Source organism: Pseudomonas sp. FH1 (genome assembly GCF_000510895.2).
Lineage (GTDB): Bacteria > Pseudomonadota > Gammaproteobacteria > Pseudomonadales > Pseudomonadaceae > Aquipseudomonas > Aquipseudomonas azotoformans_A.
This window is the reverse complement of sequence record NZ_AOHM01000005.1, coordinates 1-20,536: the sequence shown is the minus strand read 5'-3', so window position 1 is coordinate 20,536 and position 20,536 is coordinate 1. Positions and strand designations below refer to the sequence as shown.

Here is a 20,536-nt window from a genome sequence, read left to right as displayed (position 1 = left end):
AACATAACAAGAGGTTTTGTGATGAAAACAACCACGTCCGGGCTTTATGAAAAGCCTGCGTTGCAACGCACCCTGAGCAACCGCCATATCCAATTGATGGCCATGGGCGGTGCAATCGGCACCGGCCTGTTCATGGGCTCCGGCAAGATCATTGCGCTGTCCGGCACTTCGATCATCCTGATCTACATGATCATCGGGCTGTTCGTGTATTTCGTGATGCGTGCCATGGGCGAACTGCTGCTGTCCAATCTCAACTTCAAGAGCTTCGCCGACTTTGCCGGCGCCTATCTGGGGCCGCGTGCGGCGTTCTTTCTCGGCTGGTCATATTGGTTGAGCTGGAGCGTGGCGGTGGTGGGGGATGCGGTGGTGGTCGGTGGCTTCTTCCAGTACTGGTTTCCCCATGTGCCAGCCTGGATGCCAGCAGTGGGCATGCTGCTCACGCTGTTCGCGTTGAATGTGCTGACGGTCAAGTTGTTTGGCGAAGTGGAATTCTGGTTCGCGATCATCAAGCTCATTGCCGTGCTGACCTTGATCGGTGTGAGTGTGGTGCTGATTGCCAGCTCGTTTGTCTCACCGACGGGCGTTACGGCTTCGCTGACTCATTTGCTGGATAAACAGGCCGCGTTTCCCAATGGTTTGTTCGGCTTTTTCGCCGGGTTCCAGATGGCGATTTTTTCTTTTGCCGGTACCGAGCTGATCGGCACCGCCGCTGCTGAAACCCGTGCCCCGGAAAAGACCTTGCCCAAGGCGATCAATTCGATTCCGCTGCGTATCATCCTGTTTTACGTGCTGGCCTTGGCGTGCATCATCGCGGTGACCTCATGGCAGCAAGTCTCGCCGAGCAAAAGCCCGTTCGTTGAGTTGTTTCTGGTGGCGGGTTTTCCGGCGGCGGCGGGCATCGTCAATTTCGTGGTGCTGACCTCGGCGGCCTCCTCGGCCAACAGCGGGGTGTTTTCCGCCAGCCGTATGTTGTTCGGCCTGGCTGACCTGGGGGATGCACCGGGAATTTTTCGGCGCTTGTCGAAGAGCAGCGTGCCGTTTATCAGTCTGGCGTTTACGACGCTGCTGATGCTGCTGGGGCTGGTGTTGTTGTTTGTGGTGCCGGAGGTGATGACCGCCTTCACCATCGTGTCGACGGTGTCGGCGATCCTGGTAATTTTCACCTGGTCGACAATCCTGGCGTCCTACATCGCCTACCGCAAGAAACGTCCGGACCTGCATGCCAAGTCCACCTACAAGATGCCCGGTGGCGTGCCGATGGCCTGGTTTTCCCTGGGTTTCCTCGCGTTTGTGCTGGGTCTGCTGGCGTTGCGGCCGGATACACGCTTGGCGCTGTGCGTGATGCCGGCCTGGTTTATCTGGCTGGGGATTGCCTACCCATTTTCACGTTTCAAGGGCGGCCATTGGATGAAGACGCTGCACTCGGTCACAAGTGATCCGCATCAATGACCGCCTTGGCAAACGCCTCGGGCGCTTCCTGTGGCAGGTTGTGGCCGACGCCGCCATTGATCAGGCGGAACTCATATTTACCGGTAAAACGTTTGGCGTAATCCTCAGGCTGCGGGTGTGGCGCGCCGTTGGCGTCGCCTTCAAGGGTGATGGTCGGCACGCCAATTGACGGTGCCTGGGCGAGTTTCTGCTCCAGTGGGTCGTACTTCGTTTCACCCTGGACCAGGCCCAGGCGCCAGCGGTAATTGAACACGGTGATCGCGACGTGGTCCGGGTTCTCCAGGCCCTTGGCGCTGCGGTCAAAGGTGGCATCGTCGAACTTCCATTGCGGCGACGCCAGTTGCCAGATCAGCTTGGCGAAGTCATGGGTGTTTTTCTGGTAACCGGCGGCACCGCGCTCGGTGGCGAAGTAGAACTGATACCACCATTGCAGTTCGGCCTTGGGCGGCAAAGGATTCTTGCCCGCCGCCTGGTTGCCGATCAGGTAACCGCTGACCGACACCAGCGCCTTGACCCGCTCCGGCCACAGCGCCGAAACGATGTCCGCCGAACGTGCGCCCCAGTCGTAGCCGCCCAGTACGGCTTGCTTGATCTTCAGCGCGTCCATGAAGTCGATCACGTCACTGGCCAGTGCTGCCGGTTGGCCGTTGCGCAGGGTTTTGTCCGAAAGGAAATGGGTGTCGCCGTAACCCCGGGCGTAGGGGATCAATACGCGATAACCCTTGGCTGCCAGCAGTGGGGCGACCTGGGCGTAGCTGTCGATATCGTAGGGCCAGCCATGCAGCAGGATCACCGCCGGTCCCGTGGCCGGGCCGACTTCAGCGTAGGCCACGTCCAGCAGACCGGCCTTGACGTGCTTGAGTGCGCCGAAGGCAGTTTGGCTGCTGGCGACGGCCCGAGTGGGCGCTTCGGGCATTTCAGCGTGGGCCACGCTTATTGCGCCCAGCGGCAGCAGGGCAAAGACCAGGGAAAGGGCGTGGCGTTTGAAGCGGCGATTCAACTGAGCGTGCATGGCGAGCCTCCTGTGGCTGGATGTGTGCCTGGAGCCCAGTTGAACGCTGCGCTGTATCTGGCCTGTTTCAGGAAGTGCGTTGAGTTAAAGACGGTGTATCGCGACGGGCCCTGTACACACTGCGATACAAACCCCGGCCTAGAAATCCACCCTCAACCCGAGCGTGCCCCGTGTGCCGCTAAGGTCAAGGCTATCGAGGTTCTGGCTGTGGCTCACTTCTGCGTAGAGGTCAACGCCGGGTGCAATCGCGGCGGTTGCGCCAAGGCTGAGGTCCAACGTGGTGGATTTTTGTTCGGTAGCAAAATCCACGGTGTTGAAGGTCACCGTGCTTTTGCCTTGCGGGCTATGCCAGACGTTTGCCCGAACGTAGGGGCTGACGGGCAGGTTGTGCACGAGGTAGTTGCCACTGGCGCGCACGCCCACACGGGCGGTGAGCTGTGAATCCGCGTCATAGGACACCTTGGAGAACAGGTCCCTCTGGCTATCGAGCCAGGTGCGGTTCCAGATCATTTGCAATTGAGGTTCGATGTTCCAGGTCGGGGTGATCGCAAACGGTTTACCGACCTCTACCGACAGCGCCAGATCGTGGCCCTGGGTCTTCATCTTTATGCCTCGGTCCGACTCGTTGTTCCCACTGAACCGGGTGCCCATCAAGACCACGTCCGCATACGCATTGTTCTGCCAGATGTGGGTCGCGGACAGACCCAGGCTGGCGCCGCGTAAGGTGGTGTCGCCGGCTTCCCGGTCAGGCTGGCCATCGATGAGCCCTTTGACCTTGCCCCTCAGTCGGCTCTGCCCTGCCAAAACGCCCAGATGCTGGGTAGCTCCGGCCTCGGTGGTCCTTGATACAAGGGACGTACCGACTTGATAGCCATTGATCGAGCTATCCAGTGAGGTGCTTAAATCCCCGGCAAACGCCTGACGGCTACTGCCGCCGTAGACCCGTGCCCAACCCGTTGGGAACGCCCCCGTTTCTCGCTGCCGGCCTTGTTCACCCACGCGCTCGTGAAACGTCCCGAGTGCATTGCGCACCAGGTGCTGGGCCGCCGGGTAGATCGTTGCAGCGAGTGAGACTTCCTGGCGAATGAAGGGCACTGGCCGGATCGTTGCGGTTGGCAACGGCGGACTGCCCGGCGCGGGCAGCGGGGTAACCGGCGCTTCCACGGGGGCTTCCGAGCGCAGGAACCAACTGTCCTGGGTGCCTGCACTGACCCCGCCGTGATACAGGTAATAGTTGTAAGGGCCTGCCGCCGCTGTCCCGTTCAATGAAAACGCAGTGCTGGCGCTGGTGGCCCCATTTTGTGCGTCGACCACCCTGATACCGTCCGCAGTCGTGGCGGCGCCGATGCCTCCCAGGTTAGTGATTTGGATGGCTGTAGTGCCGTTGATCACGCCCTGGTTGACGATCAGTCTGTCGCTGGCAGAACTGTCATTGCCTAGTGCTGTTTGCAGTGCGAGCACACCTGCGTTACCGGTGTAGTTGCCATTGATGGTCAGGGTGTCGTTGGCGCTTGAACTGCCTGCGATCATGTTGATCACGCCGCTGTTGTTGACATTGACCGCTTGACCGGCGGTGAAAGGGGCTATCACCCCTGAACTGACCAGAAGGCCACTGGCGCCATCCACATTCAGCACACCCGTGCCTGTATCGCTGTCACCCAGGGTCAAGGTGCCGCCCAATGTCAGCTGCGAGCCGTTGTCCAGCTGCAGGGTTTCCCAATTTGTGAACAGGCCCGGGTTACCCGCCTGGGTGTTGTCCAGGGTCAGCGTATCGTTACCCAGGCCGCCATCGATCAGTTGTGCTGCCGCCAGTTGCGAATTGACCAGGTTTTTCAGCAATGCCGTATCGTCACCCGCGCCCATCAGCACGGACGAATGCAGGTTGCCGCCCGTCCAGATGAAGCTGTCGTCGCCAAAACTGAGCAGAATCTGCCCGTTGACTTCGCCACCCGACACGGTCACGTGATCATCGCCGCCGCTGACACTGATATTGCCACCCACGAACGCTGTGCCCGAGATCAGGATGGTGTCGTTGCCAAACCCCGTCACCAGGTTGCCGATGATGCGCCCGCCCGACATATCAAAGACGTTGTTATCGAGTTTCATATCGACGCGGCCAATGCTGCCGCCGGTCATCTTGGCGCGGTCTCCGTCTTCGAATGCCCCGGTGATCGTACCGCCGCTCATGAAGAAATCGTCCAAGCCGTCGCCTTGCTCCAGCAGCAAGAGGGTGCCGCCGCTCATGGAGAAGTTGTCGATGCCGACGCCTTGGCGCACCGCCCCGGCCTGCCCCCCCGATATCTGCACAACGTCCGTGCCCGCGCCTTGTGTCACCGAGCCGGTAATACTTCCGAGGTTGAGCCTGAAGATATTGGCGCCGTCGCCTTGGTCGAGGTTGCCATCGATCCCCGCGCTGGGCCCGTTCACGTCCACAAGATCATTGCCGGCACCAAAGGTCACGTTGCCCGAAATCCGCCCCGTCGCGGTGATGTCGAGCGTGTTACTGCCGCCTGTGTCGGTAAAACCCGGCGCCGTTGCGCTAGTGCAAGTGGAGGTATCGTTGCCGGCGGTAATGTTTACGGTGCAGGCCCCATTAGAGGCGAGCGGCCATGCCGTCAGGGCGAAAAGATAAATCCAGGAGAGTGTCTGCGCGCGCATGATCCGTCCTCGTTCGAGGGGAGCGTTGCCCCGGCACCTGCAAAAGCCGGTGCGGGCCAGACCATGACAACGTGACGCGCGATACGGATCAGGGACAGCGGGTTACCTGTTTCTGAAAACACCGGCCAATGCAAAGGGTTGGCATGGCTTTCTCGACTGCACCTGAACCGGTGCAGCGCTTTTTCACTTTAGCCACACATTCCCCGAGCCGCTACTGTGAGAACTAACAGGAATGGACGAGTTGGGTGCTACGACAACACGATCTCATAGGGTTCGCGCATTCTCTCCAGCAGCACCTGGGCCAGCATGGGCGCCAGACCGATGGCCGGGTCGCCGGCCAACTGGCTGGCATAGGCATGGGCGGCGTGAAGCTTGCGCGCCACGGTCCAGGTGTCCAGCCGCACCTTGCGTGCCCGTTGCCAGGGGATGATTGCGCCTTCGCGGGCAGGCCAGTGCCAGGCCCAGATAGGTAGCTCATACAGTTGCGCGCCCACCAGGCAGCAGGCATTGGCGCTGGCACGGCCAACAGTGTCGTGATCGTCATTGCCGTCGTTACGCCACGTGCTGAACACCACATCGCCCGGTAGCAAGTAGCGTGCAATGAATTGGCTCAGTTGCGGCTCGCGGCTGGCGAGGGCGTCGTCACAGAACCCACCGCGGATCCACTTCAAACTGTGCAGGGGCATGCCCAGGCGGCGCATGGCCTCGACGCTTTCCTGGGGCCGCACCACGCTCAGGCGGCTGGCCGGCCAGACGTTGGACCCTGGGTGACTGGCGCTGCCATCCGTGATGGAGATGAGTTGCAGGGGATGCTCCAAGGTACTGAGCAGTTGCAGCAGGCCCCCGCAGGCCAGCACTTCGTCGCCGGGGTGGGGCGCGATGATGACCACGCGTGCGCCAGGCGGCACCAGTGAGGACGAGGTGATCGGGGGAATTTGCGCCAGCTGCGGGGCGCTGTTCCAGATTTGCGCAGGGCCGCTACGGCCGTCGCTTAAGGAAGCAAGCTTCATGGGGTGTCACATCCTTGTCGATTGATGCTGGGTCGTGGCCCGTTGACGGGACGACACTCTTTTATCCACCACAGGCTCCGCCGCAGTGGCTGCATGACGCCCCAACCCTGGAACGCCAGCAAGGCGTCATCAGCATAGACAAGGATTGGTCGGTTTTACATTCGGTAATGTCGTTTTTTTCAAGTGGCGTGCATCAGGCTCTTCAAGTAATCGCCGAAACCGCCCTGTGCGCGAGCATCCAGGCGCGCACTGGTGATCACTTGCGGGCTGTGGCTCCAGGCGATGGAGGCGCCGCACAGCTCCAGGTTACGCACCAGTTGCACATCCTCATGGCACGCCAGTGGCTCGAACCCACCCGCGCGCACATAAGCGCCTGCGCTCACGCCCAAGTTGGCACCATGGATGTGTCGATGGCCGTCTCGCGCCTCGTAACCCTGGTTGTAGCGAATCTGCGCAGCCGGGTCGAAGCCTTCGCTCCAGGCGTCCACGGTGACGGTGCCGCATACTGCGTCGGCCCCCAGTGCCAACTGGGCCACCAGCCAATCAGGCGCCACGCGGCTGTCGGCATCGGTGCACGAAATCCAGCGGGCGCCCTGGTTGAGCAGATGCCGCGCACCCACGCCTCGAACATGCCCGACATTGCGTGCCTGGGCTTCAAGCCATTGCACGGGATAGGCCTGGGCAATGGCGGCACTTGCATCGCTGCAACTGTCGAGTACCACCAAGACAGTCACGGCTTCGCCGAATAAACCCGGATGACTGGCCGCGATCAGTGCCGCTCTCAGGCAGTCGCCCAGCAGGGCCTCTTCGTTGTGTACCGGGATCAGAATGCCGATCATCGCAGGCCCTCAAGGGTGGCGACCGAAGTGCCGTCGCGGCTCCACAGGTCGAGCAGGAAGTCGTGTTCGTGGTGGCTGGTCACGCGAGGCATATTCAGCCGTTCCTGAAGCAGGGCATGCACCTGCTCGGCCGTTTGCGGGCAACCTTCGATAGGCGGGCGCCAATGGCAGGCCAGCACCTGGCCGTCGTCGGTCAACGAGGTGCGCACGCGTTCGATCAACCGGCACAAGTCGTCGGCATCGAGGTAGTAACACAGCTCGCTCAATACAATGAGCTCGAACCGGCCCGTGGGCCACTGTTCGGGCAAACGGCTTTGCTGCACCTGAGCCTGGGGAAAGCCCTGCAAACGACTGCGCGCCAGGGCAACAGCGGCCGAAGCCGTGTCGCAACACAACAGGCGGTCACAGCGGGGCGCCAGTTCGAAGCTCAGCTCGCCATTGGCGCAACCGGGCTCGAATACCGAGGCATAACGTGGTCGTGTGAGTATGGCCAGGGTCATCGCGCGTTTGCGCCGTTCGTACCAGCGTTGGCGAAAGGCCCAGGGGTCATCGTTGTTGGCGAACAATTGGTCGAAGTACGGTGTAGCCACGCTCATACGAATACCACTTCAAAAGGCTGGAGTAGACGTTCCACTACATAGGGTGCAAGCACGGGCGCAAGGCCGATCTGCGGGTCGCCCTCCAACTGGCTGGCGAAGGCGTGGATGGCGTGGCGTTTGCGGGCGACCGCTTCACAGGTCAATGGGATCTTGCGGGCGCGATGCCAGGGCACTTGGTTGTCTTCGGGCGTTGCCCAGTGCCAGGTCCATACCGGCAGTTCGTACAGGGTTGCGCCTACAGCCGAGGCTGCCTTGGCGCTGGCACGACCGACGGCTTCGTGGTCGCAATGCCCATCTTCGCGCCAAGTGGTAAACACCACGTCGGTGGGTTTGAGGTAACGCTGGATGAACGCCGCGAGTTCATCTTCCCGCGCCGCCACCTGACTGTCGGCAAACCCGGCCCGCAGCCATTTCAGGCTGTGCAGCGGCAAGCCAAGACGATGCAGGGCCTGGGCCGACTCCTGCGGGCGCACCACACTCAAACGCTCAACCGGCCAACGCCGCGAGCCCGGATGACTGGCGCTGCCATCGGTGACTGAAATCAGCTGGATGGCCCGGCCGAGTGCCGCGAGCCCCTGCATCAAACCACCACACCCCAACACTTCATCATCCGGATGGGGGGCGACGATCACCGCCCGATAGCCTTCGGGCACCAACTGCTCAACGCTGATCGGCGGCAGCTCGGCCATCTTCGGCGACGCCTGCCAGCGATGCAGCGGCGTGCCTGGGCCAACGATTGGATTGGGTTTCATAACTGCCACCTCCCTGTGGGTTCGCCGGCGACCAACTCGCCAAGGCCGGCCAAGTCGCGTTCGGCGTGACTCTGGCGCATATACACCGGCAAGTCCGCCATCAACTGGGCGAAATGCGGATCCTTGCAATAGGGCCCCGCACCGACGGCCCGACCCACGTGGCGCATCACCTGTTCGACGGTGTCTTCGATGCACGCCCGAGTCTGTTGCGCCAACTCCCTGGCATTGGCCCTGGGTTCTCGATCGACCTGTTCCGCGCTGGCGCGCAGTACACAGGCGGCGCTGTTGAGTGCGCTGTCGACTGCGCCGAGGTGGGCGAGGGCGTGGGGTTCGGGGCGTTTGCTGCACTGCTCACGCAAGACTTCCGCCAGGCGTTGCGCCGCGCCATACCAGCAGGCAGCAATGCCAATGCCGCCTTGCCAGAATCCGGGCCGAGCCAGGTAATCACCGGGTCCGCCCACGGCCAGCCCCCAGGCCTGGTCAAACACGATTTCCACACTGCCGGTGGCGGCCATGCCCACGGCGTTCCAGCCTTCGTCCGTGACGACGACGCCCGGTTGATCCATAGGCACTGCCACCAGTTGCTGGCGGTCTTCTTCGTCCCAGGCCGTCAGTAAGCCATGGCTGACCACTGCCGCGCCGGAACACCAGGCTTTACGCCCTTGCACCTTCAAACGCTGGCCGTCGTTGAAGACGCGTACCTTAGCGGTGGGTGGCTCCGCCGCCCACATGCCCCAAATGCTGCCCAAGGGCGGCAACGGACTGTTGAGTTCGGCGATGATCGCCAAGGCGTCGGTGTGGCCTTCGAACAACTTGCACAGGCGCAGGTCATGGCCTGCCACCTGTGCCAAGCGGCTGAACCGCGCCAATGTCTGACCGCTGCCCGGCAAGGGCAGTTGGTCCAGGCCTTCCTCCTGAAGCGCCTTCAGGGCCGCGCCCAGGGCTTGCGTGTCCGCATAGCCCCGGTAGCCTTGAAGGAATCCATGCAGTGCCATTTCACACCTCGTCTTCACGCTGCAATTCGAACAGCAGCAGCGAGCGGCCAGTCACCGCGTACTCATGATCGAAATCAAAGCGTTCCTGGCCACGGACTGCCGGGGAGTTGGTGTCGAGCATGCACGTCCAGAATTCGCCCTCAGGCACCGCCGGCAAACGGAAGTTGACCATGTCGTGGTGGGCGTTGACCACCAGCAACAAGGTGGCATCCGCGCCGGGCCGGCGAATGCCCGTCTCCTGCGCGCGGCCATCCATCAGCATGCCCAGGCAGCGGCCATGGCTGTCCTGCCATTGCTCAGTAGTCATTTCATTGCCATCCGGCGCCAACCAGGTAACGTCCTTCACACCGATGTCTTCGTTGTAGTCGCCTACCAGGAAGCGCCCACGACGCAGGATCGGGTAGGCCAGGCGCAGCTTGATCAAGCGCTTGACGAACTTGAGCAGCGCCTTGCCATCTTCGTCCAGGTCCCAGTTGATCCAACCGATCTCGCTGTCCTGACAGTAGGCGTTGTTGTTGCCGTGCTGGGTGCGAGCGAATTCATCCCCGGCCACGATCATCGGTGTGCCTTGAGACAGCAACAGCGTGGCAAAAAAGTTACGCATCTGGCGCAGGCGCAGTGCGTTGATGTCCGGGTCGTCGGTGGGGCCTTCGACGCCGTGGTTCCAGGACAGGTTGTTGTTGCTGCCGTCCTGGTTGTTTTCGTCGTTGGCCTCGTTGTGCTTGTCGTTGTAAGACACCAGATCGTACAGGGTGAAACCGTCGTGGGCGGTGATGAAGTTCACCGAGCTGTAAGGGCGACGTCCACGATGGTTGAACATTTCGCCGGAGGCCGTCATGCGTGCGGCGAAGTCGGCCAACTGGCTGTCGTCGCCTTTCCAGAACGCCCGAACGGTGTCGCGGAAACGGTCGTTCCATTCCACCCAGCCCGGCGGGAAATTACCCACTTGATAGCCGCCAGGGCCGCAGTCCCAGGGCTCGGCAATCATTTTTAACTGGCGCAACACCGGGTCCTGGCGGCACGCCACGAGAAAGCTGTGGCGTTCGTCGAAACCATCGCGGTAGCGGCCAAGAATGGTTGCCAGGTCGAAGCGGAAACCGTCCACGTGCATCTCGGTTGCCCAGTAACGCAGGGAGTCGGTGACCATCTGCAGTACGCACGGATGGCTCAAGTCCAGGGTGTTACCGGTCCCGGAATCGTTGATGTAGAAGCGTTTGTCATCCGGCATCAGCCGATAGTACGAAGCGTTGTCGATACCGCGCATCGACAGGGTCGGGCCGCGCTCGTTACCTTCAGCGGTGTGGTTGTAGACCACGTCGAGGATCACTTCGAGCTTCTGCTCATGCAGGTGCGCGACCATCTCCTTGAACTCGGCGATCTTGCCACTGGCGAGGTAGCGCGGGTCTGGCGCGAAAAACGCGATGCTGTTGTAGCCCCAGTAGTTGGTCATGCCTTTTTCCAGCAAGTGCTGGTCATTGACAAAGGCATGCACTGGCAGCAATTCGACTGATGAAATGCCCAACTGGCGAATGTGCTTGAGCACGTCGTCTTCCATGAGCCCGGCGCAGGTGCCACGCACGGATTCAGCGACGGATGGATGGCGCATGCTGATGCCGCGCAGATGGGTCTCGTAGATGATGGTGCGATCCCACGGCACGCGCACCGGCTGGTCGTTGCCCCAGGTGTGTGCCGGGTCAATGACTTTGCATTTGGGCACGAAGGGTGCGCTGTCGCGTTCATCGAAACTGAGGTCGTCGTCCGGGTGGCCGATGGTGTAGCCGAACAACGCCTCGGACCATTTCAGCTCGCCCACCAATTGCTTGGCGTAGGGGTCGATCAGCAATTTGTTGTGGTTGAAACGGTGGCCGTTGGCGGGGTCATACGCACCGTATACGCGATAGCCGTAAATCAGCCCTGGATGGGCGTCGGGCAGGTAGCCATGGAAGGTTTCGTCGGTGTATTCGGGCAGTTCGATGCGCTCCAGCTCGACTTCGCCGGAATCATCGAACAGGCACAGTTCGACCTTGGTCGCGTTGGCCGAGAACAAGGCAAAGTTGACACCCAGGCCGTCCCAGGTGGCGCCGAGGGGGAAGGGCAAACCTTCACGAATCCGCGACGGCTCGCTGCCCGGCGTCGAAGGGGTTTTATCGGGTTTGCTCATTGAGTTGCTCCTGCAAGGGTCTTTTTTCGGGCCGAACGCGGCCGTGCTGACGAAATTTCAGCTGAGAGTCTGGAAGGTGAAATCACCTCTTGCCGACAGCGCCGACAAGAGGCGAGGGGTCAAGGCTTGGGCTTTTTGGGCGCCGGTGGTTTTTTAGCGGCCGGTGGCGCCGGCTTGCTGGCCGCAGGTGCCGCGGGTTTGGCTTTCGCCGGCGGCTTTGGGGCGCTGGCCTTGGGCTTGGCGGCTGCCTTGGGCTTGCTCGGCGTCAGCGCTTCGGCTTCTGCCAGTTTGCGCGCCATCTCCCAGTGGCGTGCATCTTCACCATGGGGTTTGCCCTCGGACTCCCAGATCTGATGCGCCAGTTCGCGTATGCGTTTGTCTTCAGTACTCATCACAATGCTCCTCACAGAAAATTTTCAGCTTTCTTGATCATCAGGATTGATAAAGACATTGACCGGGAAATCCCCCAGGGCAGCGCTAACCAACAGCTCCTTGTCTGGTGTGACTGCGCCTGTATGAAAAAGTCCCTTCCAGTTTTGCGTTGTGGCGGCGAACGGTAATTTCACCCGTGTATCGCCCCAAACCTGCGCGTTGATCTGGGGATGCACACCGTTTTCAAGCAGGTAATGGGGCCAGCGTGGCACCACCATCAGCAAGCGTTTACCGTGATGTTCGCGGCTGAATGCGACCACCCGTTCGGCGTGTGCGCCGACCACTTCCAGCGGCGTGTAGGTGCCGCTGCGGAACAGGTCAGGCTGGGCCTTGCGCAAGGCCAGCACCTGGGCAATCAACGCCTGTTTGATACGCCCGTCGCGCCAGTTGAACAACAGTTCGCCGATGTCCGGTGGGGTCGCCAGCGCCTGTTGCCGTGCGCTGTAATCCACCGGGCGGCGGTTGTCCGGGTCGACCAGGCTGAAGTCCCAGAACTCATCGCCCTGGTACAAGTCCGGTACACCCGGTACGGTCATGCGAAGCAAGGATTGCGCCAGGCCATTCAGCGCGCCGGCCGGGGCAATCGCCTGAGCGGCATTGCCAATGGCGGTGCGTAGTGCGTGGCCTTCTTCACTGAGCAATAGCCGTGAAAGGAATGCTTCGACACCTTGTTCATAGGCTTCGTTGGGCGCGCTCCAGCTGCTCTGCAACTTGGCTTCGCGCAGGGCCTTTTGTTGCCACTGCCACAGGCGCTGCTGGTAGCCGTCAAAGTCGGTGCCCTGATCCAGCGGCCAACTGCCGAGCAAGACTTGATAGAGGATCAATTCATCACCCGGTGAGGGCGCAGTGTCGGTCCGTAACGGGGCGGCCAGGGTGCGCCAGTGTTCCACCTGCTCAACAAACCACGGCGCGCATTCACTCAACACCGCCAGGCGCGCGCGGGTGTCCTCGCCGCGCTTGTGGTCATGGGTGGCGGTGGCCAGCAGGTTGTCGGGGAAGGTCTGCAAGCGCTGCTGGTTGACGGCATGGAAGTCGGCCAATGGCGCGCTGAACTGTTCGGTGATGAAGCCCACGTCATTGCGCGACAGCAATACCGCCGAGCGATAGAACGCAGTGTCTTCCACGGCCTTGGCGGCAGCGGGGGAGGTCAGTTGCTGGAAACGCACGCAAGCGTGCTTGAGGATCTTGCGTTCGCGGCCCACCGGGCGATTGCGCCAGGGCTGGCCGCCCAGCCATTTTTCCAGGTGATCGAGTACGGGCCAGTCGCCTTCGCCCAAGGTGGTGCGCGCGCCGTCCATGGCGTGTTGGAACACCTGGTCGTCGGCGTCGCTGCGGCCACGTGCGCTGATGTAGGTGCGGTACACCGGGAAGTGCACGATCAGTTCCTGCAAGGCGCGGCGGATGGCGCCTAGGGTCAGGTCGCGGGTCATCACATCGTCGCGGGCTACTTGCAGCAGGGCTTGGGCCACACTTTCAAAGTCGCCGCCGAGGGAACCGTTAAGGATTTGCTGACGTGCCAGCCGCGCCTCCTCGATGAACGCCGAAGGCCGTTCGCTGTGACGGGTCCACAATTGGGCCAATGGCTCAAAGCCGTCGGGGTGATGTTGCAGCAGCGACAGCTGGTTCATGAATTCGTAGCCGGTGGTGCCGTCCACTTGCCAGTCTTCGCGCAGGGTTTCGCCTTCGCCGAGGATTTTTTCCACGAAGATCGGCAGATGCCGCTGCGGTGACAACGAATCCACCCGGCGCCGCAGCTTGCGGCAATACCCGCGCGGGTCGGCCAGGCCGTCGATATGGTCGATACGCAGGCCATCCACCAAGCCTTCGCTGATCAGTTCGAAAATCTTGCCATGGGTGGCCTCGAACACCGCCGTGCGTTCTACGCGTAGGCCGCCCAGTTCATTGACATCGAAGAAGCGCCGCCAGTTGATATCGTCCGCGGCGGTGCGCCAGCTGGCGAGGCGGTAAGCCTGTTGTTCAAGCAGTTGGTGCAGGCGGTCGAAGTCGAAGCTCGCCAGTTGTGCGTCGATGGCCTGGCGCACTTCGTCCTCAGTGGCCCGCTCGGCCAGGGCCTGTTTGAGCCAGGCGGCCTCGTGGTAAGCGTCGTCCTGATAGGCCAGGGCGCTGAAACGGTCGGACAATGGCTTGAGTAATTCATCGCTGCCCAGGATCGTCGCGTAGTCCCGTGGGCAGATCGGAAAGCGATGCTCGTAATGCTCAACATAGAACGCGCCATGGGTGGCATCGAACTTCAGGCTCACGCTGCCGCTCTGCAAGGCTTCGCCGTAATCGCTGCCGAGGAACGGCATCAGCAACTGGCCTTTGAGCAAGGGGTCGGGTGAATGCCACTGGATATCGAAGAACTCGCTGTAGGGGCTCATGCGCCCCCATTCCAGCAGGTCCAGCCACCAAGGGTTATCCGCACCACCGACGGCCATATGGTTGGAGACGATATCCAGGATCAGGCCCATCTCGTGTTCACGCAAGGCGGCAACCAGGCGGCGCAAGGCAGCTTCGCCCCCCAGTTCCGGGTTGACGCGGGTGGGGTCGACCACGTCGTAGCCGTGCATGGACCCGGCGCGGGCGCTGAGCAGCGGCGAAGCGTAGAGGTGGCTGATGCCGAGGCGGGCGAAGTAGGGCACCAGCGGCACCGCGTCATCCAGGGTAAAACCTTTATGGAATTGCAGGCGCTGGGTCGCGCGCAGGGGCAGTGCGTTCATCGGTCACGCTCATAGGCTTGGTTGCGCGCGACGGCCAACAGTTCGAGGCGGCGGGCGGCACCGGCATTGTCGAGCAGGCTGGAGGCCTCCCCCACAAAGCGGCGGCGCCAATTGGGGTGGGTGTCGGTGGTACCGGGCAGGTTGGCCTGCTCCTCGACGCCGAGCGCATCTTCCAACGGCAACAGCACCAACGGCGCACGGGTATGGCCGAGGTAGCGCACGCTGGCGTCGATCATGTGGTCGGTTTCATTGCGGATTTCTTCAACGAAGTTCTGCGGGTCCTGGCTCAAGGCCTGGCGCAGTGCCTGGCGTTCGCGCAGGCGGTGTTCGCTCCATTGCTCCGCGGTGGGCGCGTCGATCAGGCCGAGCTGGATGTTCCAGTCGATATCGCGGCTGTGCCACCAGCCGTTGAGCGTCGGCAAGTCGTGGGTGCTGGTGGTGGCCAGGGCATTGTCCGGCCAGTCGAGGATCGGCTTGAATTGGCCCTCGTGGTTTTGCTCGAACAGCAACACGCGCATGCCGAGGATCGAGCGAGCGATGAGTTTTTCGCGCAGGCCGTCCGGCACCGTGCCCAGGTCTTCACCGAGCACGATGGCGTGGTGGTGATGGGATTCCAGGGCCAGCAGGCGCAACAGATCTTCCACCGGGTAATACAGGTAGGCGCCTTCACGCGGCGAAGCGTCCATGGGGATCACCCACAGGCGTTGCAGGCCCATCACATGGTCGATACGCAGGCCACCGGCATGGGCGAAGTTCGCGCGCAGCATTTCGATAAAGGCACGGAAGCCGTTCCGCTTGAGGCCTTCAGGCGAGAACGCGGAGATGCCCCAGCCCTGACCTGCGCGATTGAGAATGTCGGGTGGCGCGCCCACGGTCAGGTCCGCGAGCAGCTCGTCCTGACGGCTCCATGCCTGGCTGCCACCGCCGTCAGCGCCCACGGCCAGGTCGGCAATCAAGCCGACGCCCATGCCGCTGCCACGGGCCGCTTGTTGCGCGCGTTCCAGGCAACGGGCGATCAGCCATTGGCTAAAGGCGAAGTAGCCGATCTCATCCGGGTTTTCTGCGGCAAATGCTGCGAGTGTCGGGCTCTGCGGGTTGCGCCAGTCTTCTGGCCAGTGGCGCCAGTCGAGGTCTTCCCCCTTGGCGGCGCGCACGGCCTGCACGGCTTCGAAGCGGCAGTGATTTTCCAGCGCTTCACCACCGGCTTGGCGGAAACTCAGGAAGTCGGCGTGTTGTGGATGCTGGCCGTGGCGGAAGTCCTCATACAGCGCCCGCATTAGACGCTGCTTGGCCTTGGCGGCTCTCGGCCAGTCGATCAGGCTGTGTTGTTCCAGATCGTGCAGCTCGTCTGTCAGACCGAGGGCTTCGATGGCGTTGCGCACCTCGCGCTCCCCTAGAATGCAACCGGGCGAGGCGTACAAGCTGTTGAGGAACAAACGACTCGACGGCGAATACGGGCTGTAGCGCTCGGTGTCGGCGCTGAACATGGCGTGCATCGGGCTGATGGCCAGGGCGTCGGCACCGCGCTCGGCGGCCGAACGAGCCAAGTGTTCCAGGGCCAGGGTGTCGCCAAAGCCGCCATCACCCAGGCGGCGCAGGCTATACAGTTGCGCGCTGAGGCCCCAGGCGCGGGCGGGGCGACTGTCGACGGCCTCGGCCACGCTGTAGCAGTGGGTGGGGGCGACGGCCAAAGTGAAGGTCTGCTCGGCGATACGCACCTGGTGGTAACCGAGGGCGATGACGCCGGGTAATACGGCGTCGCCATCCAGACGCAAGTCGAGGGTTTCGCCATCTTCGAGGCTGACCCGGCACAGGGTGTCCGGTTCGAAGTAACGGGCCAGGTCCAGGCCTTCGCCGCTGTCGATGGTCATCAAGGGTGGCAGGTGTTTGTCGTGTTGCGCCTGTTCCAGTTCGAGCAGGCTGGCGTCGATCTCGGCATCGCTGTCGGCCGGGTGGCCCAGGCCTTTGAGAACGGCGCGCAGGGCGTGGGGTTTCACACGTTGCGGGCGGCCGTTTGCGTCGATCCAATCGACGGCCAGGCCCGCTCGGCTGGCGAGGATTTCCAGGTTCGCTTCGCTCAAGGGTGCTCTCCAACAGGGGATAGGGTAACGCGTGCGCTGTACGCCGGCAGCTGGGCGCCGAGGTTGGCAGGCGTTTCGAAAAGGACGGCGCCGGTCGCCGGGTAATCCAGCGGCGCGGCACTCAGGTTGAGATCGATCTGCAACAGGCTGCCGTTGCCCAGGTGCCAGCGGGCGCTCACGGCACCTTCCGCCAGCACCTGCGCGCCCAAGGCAAGGCTGCCGGGCAAGTGCGGCACGATATGCTGGTGGCGCAGGTTCAGTAGTTGGCGGTAGAGCTGGGCATGCGGATGGTCTGCAAAGGCCGGGGACGATTGCTGAAAGGTCTCCAGGGCATTGGGGTCAGGAATGCGTTCACGTCGCTCAGGGTCGTGGAACGCAGCAAAGTCGGCGAATTCGTTACGCCGACCTTCGCGCACGGCTTGCGCCAGTTCGCCATGATGGTCAGTGAAAAACAGGAACGGTTCGCTGGCGTTGACCTCGTCGCCCATGAACATCATCGGGATCATCGGCGAGAGCAGCAGCAGGGCTGTCGCCGCCTCTAAAGCCGGGGGCGAGCAGAGTTGATGCAGGCGCTCGCCCAGGGCGCGGTTGCCGATCTGGTCATGGTTCTGCAAAAACGTCACAAACGCGCTCGGCGGCAGGTGCCCGCTGGGTTCGCCGCGTTCATGGCCATGCCGGGTGGTGTGCCCCTGGTAGATGAAGCCTTCGCCCAGGCAGCGCGCCAGTTTGGCGGTAGGCTCTTCGGCAAAGTCACTGTAGTAGGCGTCGGTTTCGCCGGTCAGCAATACGTGCAGGACGTTATGAAAGTCATCATTCCATTGCGCGTCAAAATCGTGCTGCAGGAGGCTGGCCTGATTGAGCTCGTTTTCCAGCATCAGCCAGACGTGTCGACCGGTGTCGACTTGCTCGCGAACCCGGTGCGCCAGTTGTTTCAGAAAGTCCGGGTTGTCGATGGCGTGTACCGCGTCCAGGCGCAGGCCGTCAAAACGGTATTCGAGCAGCCACATCAAGGCGTTATCGAGGAAGAAATCCCGCACTTCACGCCGGTCAAAGTCGATACCGGCGCCCCATGGGGTGTGCACGTCTTCCTGGAAGAAGCCTTTGGCGTATTGGCCGAGGTAGTTGCCGTCGGGGCCGAAGTGGTTGTAGACCACATCGAGAATCACCGCCAGGCCCTGTTCGTGGGCGCTGTCGATCAGGTGCTTGAGTTGATCGGGCGTGCCGTAGGAGGCTTGGGGCGCGTAGGGCAGGACACCGTCATAGCCCCAGTTGCGTTCGCCGGGGAACTGCGCGAGCGGCATCAATTCAATCGCGGTCACGCCCAGCTCGGCCAGGCGCGGCAGGTGCTTCTCGACGCCGGCATAGCCACCCATCGCGCCGACGTGCAGTTCATAGATGACGGCTTCGTGCCAGGGACGGCCCTGCCACTGGCTGTGGCGCCATTGATAAACGAGGGGGTCGACCACCAGGCTCCAGCCATGCACATCCGAGGCCTGTGCCCTGGAGGCAGGGTCGGGAACATCCATCTCCCCATCGATATTGAAGCGGTAGCGCGTGCCCGCCGGGCACGCTATTTCGGTTTCAAACCAGCCATCTGCCTGGGGCAGCATGGCGACGGACTTGCCATTTTCCAATTCAACGCTGACATAAAACGCGTCTGGCGCCCACAAGGCAAAACGCGTGTGTTGCGCGTCCAGCATGATTGCGCCGTGGGGCCAGGTTTCCAGAGTCCGTAACGGCATCTATAGAGACCTCCCGTTGATTATTTAGCGGATTTCCCCAAGGCCTTGGCCACAAGTTGCTCATACAGCTCGGCGTAGGGTTCCACCGCCTGGCTCCAGTTGAACGGTTGCGTCATCGCCCGGCAGCGCATGGCATTGAGCAGGCCAGGGTAGGCAAACACCTTGAACGCGCGGCTCAAGGCTTCTTTGTAGCTGTCGACCGTGGACTCATTGAACAGAAAGCCGGTCACGCCATTTTCGATGGTGTCAGCCAAGCCACCGGTATTGCGCGCGACGGGCAGCGAGCCGAAGCGCTGGGCGTACATCTGGCTCAGGCCGCACGGCTCGTAGCGCGACGGCATGAGCAAAAAGTCACTGCCAGCGAACATGCGCCGTGCGTCGGTCTCGTTGAAGCCGATGCGCACACCGATCTGGCCGGGGAAACGCAGCGCCAATTCACGCATAACGTTTTCTTCTTCCGGCTCGCCGCGACCGATGATTGCGATCTGCCCACCTTGCTCGACGATAAAGCTGGCGACGGCTTCGGTCAGGTCCAGGCCTTTCTGGAACACCAGGCGCGAGACCACGGCGAACAGCGGGCCGGTGGATTCATTCAGGCCGAACAGCTCGCGCACCTGGCTGGCGTTTACCGCTTTGCCTTCCCAGTCGCCGATGTTGAAGTTGTGGGTCAGGTGCGGGTCGGTGGAGGTTTCCCAGCTGTCTTCAATGCCGTTGGGAATGCCGCTGAGCAAGCCTTGCTGGGTCTTGCTGGCAAGAAAGCCATCCAGGCCGCAGCCGAATTCCGGGGTGGTGATTTCCCGGGCGTAGGTGGCGCTCACCGTGGTGATGTGGCTGGAATACGCCATGCCGGCCTTGAGGTACGACATCTTGCCGTAGAACTCCATGCCTTCCTGCTGCAGGGCGTGGGGTGGAATGCCCAGTTCCGGCGTGGAAGCCAAACTGATCACGCCCTGATAGGCCAGGTTATGAATGGTGAACAGCGTCGGCGTGCGTGACCCACGCCAGTGCATATACGCCGGCGCCAGGCCAGCGGGCCAGTCGTGGGCGTGCACCAGGTCCGGGCACCAGTGGATCTGCGCGAGGTTGGCGGCCATGTCGGCGGCAGCCAGGCCCAGGCGGGCGAAACGGATATGGTTGTCCGGCCAGTCGCGGCCGTTATTGGCGCCGTAGGGCGTGCCTTCACGCTCGTACAATTCGGGGCAGATCAACACATAAATGACCAGGCCGTCTTTGAGGTCCATGCGCCCGATCTTGCACGGCGGCAGCGCGGCGTGGCCACCCAGCTCGCCGATGATATGGATCGGGTTATCGCTTTCCATCACCTGGGGGTAACCGGGAATCAGCACCCGCACATCGTGCAGGTGGGCCATGGCGCGGGGCAGGGCCGCGGACACATCGCCCAGGCCGCCGGTTTTCACCAGATCGGCAAATTCGGAGGTCACGAACAGGACTTTCTTGCGATTAGGATTCTGACTCACGATCGGCCGCACAGTGGTGGGCAGGTCGACCAACGAAGGTCCCCCTACCGGCTGACTGACACGCTCTCCCTGAATATCTACAGCGGCACTGATCATAGTTCTCTCCCACATGTTGGTCGGCTAATGGCCCGCTGCCATTAGCTCCGATGGCCACATCCTGCGGCCAGGCGCACAAGCACTGTACAAACTGGCAAGGCGTATGCCAGTTGCACGGTTAGCCAAAAAAGATTGGATGGACGGGCATTTCGCGTGAACCGCGGGTGCTCGCCTTACCTTAAAACTGGACCTACGGCAGAGTTGGAAAGTTTCGATTTTTTGCGGGGTTTTTGTTTTCGAACGGACCCATCGGTCATGAGTCTAGGACAGATCCTAGAGCTTGTAGGCTTTCTACGGAAATTTTGTAGGACAAAAAACTTGTAACTTTATGTCAGGTTGACGCGGGGTCTGTGGCGAGCAAGCTTCCTGTGGCGAGCGGGCTTGCCCCGCGTTGGGCTGCGTAGCGGCCCCGCTTATTCGCGATTGGTTATTTGGGAGCGCTTCGCGCTCCAACGCGGGGCAAGCCCGCTCGCCACAACAAGCCCGCTCGCCAAAAAAGTGCGAATGCTCCG

General features: G+C 62.0%; 14 protein-coding genes. 1 reads left to right on the top strand and 13 read right to left on the bottom strand.

The window, feature by feature from the left end:
* Nucleotides 1-21: 21 nt before the first annotated feature.
* Nucleotides 22-1,449 (top strand): amino acid permease, encoded by a 1,428-nt coding sequence (locus H096_RS02150; protein WP_033896534.1) that lies wholly within the window; start codon nt 22-24, stop codon nt 1,447-1,449.
* Here H096_RS02150 and H096_RS02145 read toward each other — a convergent pair.
* From H096_RS02145 to glgA, 13 genes are all read right to left on the bottom strand, one after another.
* Nucleotides 1,427-2,461 (bottom strand): alpha/beta hydrolase, encoded by a 1,035-nt coding sequence (locus tag H096_RS02145; protein WP_033896533.1) that lies wholly within the window; start codon nt 2,459-2,461, stop codon nt 1,427-1,429. The genes H096_RS02150 and H096_RS02145 overlap by 23 nt on opposite strands.
* A 138-nt stretch (nt 2,462-2,599) precedes the next feature.
* The gene (locus H096_RS02140; protein WP_033896532.1) at nt 2,600-5,119 is read right to left on the bottom strand and encodes an autotransporter domain-containing protein; all 2,520 of its coding nucleotides are present in this window, start codon (nt 5,117-5,119) and stop codon (nt 2,600-2,602) included.
* Between the two features lie 248 nt (nt 5,120-5,367).
* A complete protein-coding gene (locus H096_RS02135) occupies nt 5,368-6,129 on the bottom strand; it encodes a PIG-L family deacetylase (protein WP_033896531.1) in 762 nt (253 codons plus the stop codon).
* 179 nt (nt 6,130-6,308) lie between these two features.
* Nucleotides 6,309-6,968 carry a glycosyltransferase gene (locus H096_RS02130; protein WP_033896529.1) on the bottom strand — a complete coding sequence of 220 codons (660 nt, stop codon included), beginning with the start codon at nt 6,966-6,968 and terminating at the stop codon, nt 6,309-6,311.
* Nucleotides 6,965-7,564, bottom strand: coding sequence for an SAM-dependent methyltransferase (locus H096_RS02125; protein WP_033896528.1), 600 nt, complete (start codon nt 7,562-7,564; stop codon nt 6,965-6,967). Before H096_RS02125 ends, H096_RS02130 begins: the two co-directional genes overlap by 4 nt.
* Nucleotides 7,561-8,319 (bottom strand): PIG-L family deacetylase, encoded by a 759-nt coding sequence (locus tag H096_RS02120; RefSeq protein WP_033896527.1) that lies wholly within the window; start codon nt 8,317-8,319, stop codon nt 7,561-7,563. The genes H096_RS02125 and H096_RS02120 overlap by 4 nt, the downstream gene beginning before the upstream one ends.
* Nucleotides 8,316-9,314 (bottom strand): acyl-CoA dehydrogenase, encoded by a 999-nt coding sequence (locus tag H096_RS02115; protein WP_033896525.1) that lies wholly within the window; start codon nt 9,312-9,314, stop codon nt 8,316-8,318. Before H096_RS02115 ends, H096_RS02120 begins: the two co-directional genes overlap by 4 nt.
* A gap of 1 nt (nt 9,315) precedes the next feature.
* Nucleotides 9,316-11,475 carry a glycogen debranching protein GlgX gene (gene glgX / locus H096_RS02110; RefSeq protein WP_033896524.1) on the bottom strand — a complete coding sequence of 720 codons (2,160 nt, stop codon included), beginning with the start codon at nt 11,473-11,475 and terminating at the stop codon, nt 9,316-9,318.
* Between the two features lie 119 nt (nt 11,476-11,594).
* The gene (locus H096_RS02105; protein WP_033896523.1) at nt 11,595-11,867 is read right to left on the bottom strand and encodes a DUF2934 domain-containing protein; all 273 of its coding nucleotides are present in this window, start codon (nt 11,865-11,867) and stop codon (nt 11,595-11,597) included.
* A 24-nt stretch (nt 11,868-11,891) separates the two neighbouring features.
* Nucleotides 11,892-14,627: a malto-oligosyltrehalose synthase gene (locus tag H096_RS02100; RefSeq protein WP_033896522.1), complete on the bottom strand. Its 2,736-nt coding sequence runs from the start codon at nt 14,625-14,627 to the stop codon at nt 11,892-11,894.
* Entirely contained in the window at nt 14,624-16,708 is a 2,085-nt protein-coding gene (gene malQ, locus H096_RS02095; RefSeq protein ID WP_033896520.1) for a 4-alpha-glucanotransferase, read from the bottom strand. Before malQ ends, H096_RS02100 begins: the two co-directional genes overlap by 4 nt.
* Nucleotides 16,705-18,450, bottom strand: coding sequence for a malto-oligosyltrehalose trehalohydrolase (gene treZ / locus H096_RS02090; RefSeq protein ID WP_033896519.1), 1,746 nt, complete (start codon nt 18,448-18,450; stop codon nt 16,705-16,707). Before treZ ends, malQ begins: the two co-directional genes overlap by 4 nt.
* 20 nt (nt 18,451-18,470) lie before the next feature.
* Nucleotides 18,471-20,024: a glycogen synthase GlgA gene (gene glgA, locus H096_RS02085; RefSeq protein ID WP_082461370.1), complete on the bottom strand. Its 1,554-nt coding sequence runs from the start codon at nt 20,022-20,024 to the stop codon at nt 18,471-18,473.
* Nucleotides 20,025-20,536: the final 512 nt, after the last annotated feature.

Excerpts from the sequence above, each read along its gene's own strand:
- glgX (WP_033896524.1), bottom strand. The coding sequence starts at position 11,475 with ATGAGCAAACCCGATAAAACCCCTTCGACGCCGGGCAGCGAGCCGTCG.
- H096_RS02125 (WP_033896528.1), bottom strand. The coding sequence starts at position 7,564 with ATGAGCGTGGCTACACCGTACTTCGACCAATTGTTCGCCAACAACGAT.
- H096_RS02115 (WP_033896525.1), bottom strand. The coding sequence starts at position 9,314 with ATGGCACTGCATGGATTCCTTCAAGGCTACCGGGGCTATGCGGACACG.
- H096_RS02100 (WP_033896522.1), bottom strand. The coding sequence starts at position 14,627 with ATGAACGCACTGCCCCTGCGCGCGACCCAGCGCCTGCAATTCCATAAA.
- H096_RS02140 (WP_033896532.1), bottom strand. The coding sequence starts at position 5,119 with ATGCGCGCGCAGACACTCTCCTGGATTTATCTTTTCGCCCTGACGGCA.
- H096_RS02105 (WP_033896523.1), bottom strand. The coding sequence starts at position 11,867 with ATGAGTACTGAAGACAAACGCATACGCGAACTGGCGCATCAGATCTGG.
- H096_RS02120 (WP_033896527.1), bottom strand. The coding sequence starts at position 8,319 with ATGAAACCCAATCCAATCGTTGGCCCAGGCACGCCGCTGCATCGCTGG.
- H096_RS02145 (WP_033896533.1), bottom strand. The coding sequence starts at position 2,461 with ATGCACGCTCAGTTGAATCGCCGCTTCAAACGCCACGCCCTTTCCCTG.
- H096_RS02130 (WP_033896529.1), bottom strand. The coding sequence starts at position 6,968 with ATGATCGGCATTCTGATCCCGGTACACAACGAAGAGGCCCTGCTGGGC.
- glgA (WP_082461370.1), bottom strand. The coding sequence starts at position 20,024 with ATGATCAGTGCCGCTGTAGATATTCAGGGAGAGCGTGTCAGTCAGCCG.
- H096_RS02150 (WP_033896534.1), top strand. The coding sequence starts at position 22 with ATGAAAACAACCACGTCCGGGCTTTATGAAAAGCCTGCGTTGCAACGC.
- H096_RS02135 (WP_033896531.1), bottom strand. The coding sequence starts at position 6,129 with ATGAAGCTTGCTTCCTTAAGCGACGGCCGTAGCGGCCCTGCGCAAATC.
- treZ (WP_033896519.1), bottom strand. The coding sequence starts at position 18,450 with ATGCCGTTACGGACTCTGGAAACCTGGCCCCACGGCGCAATCATGCTG.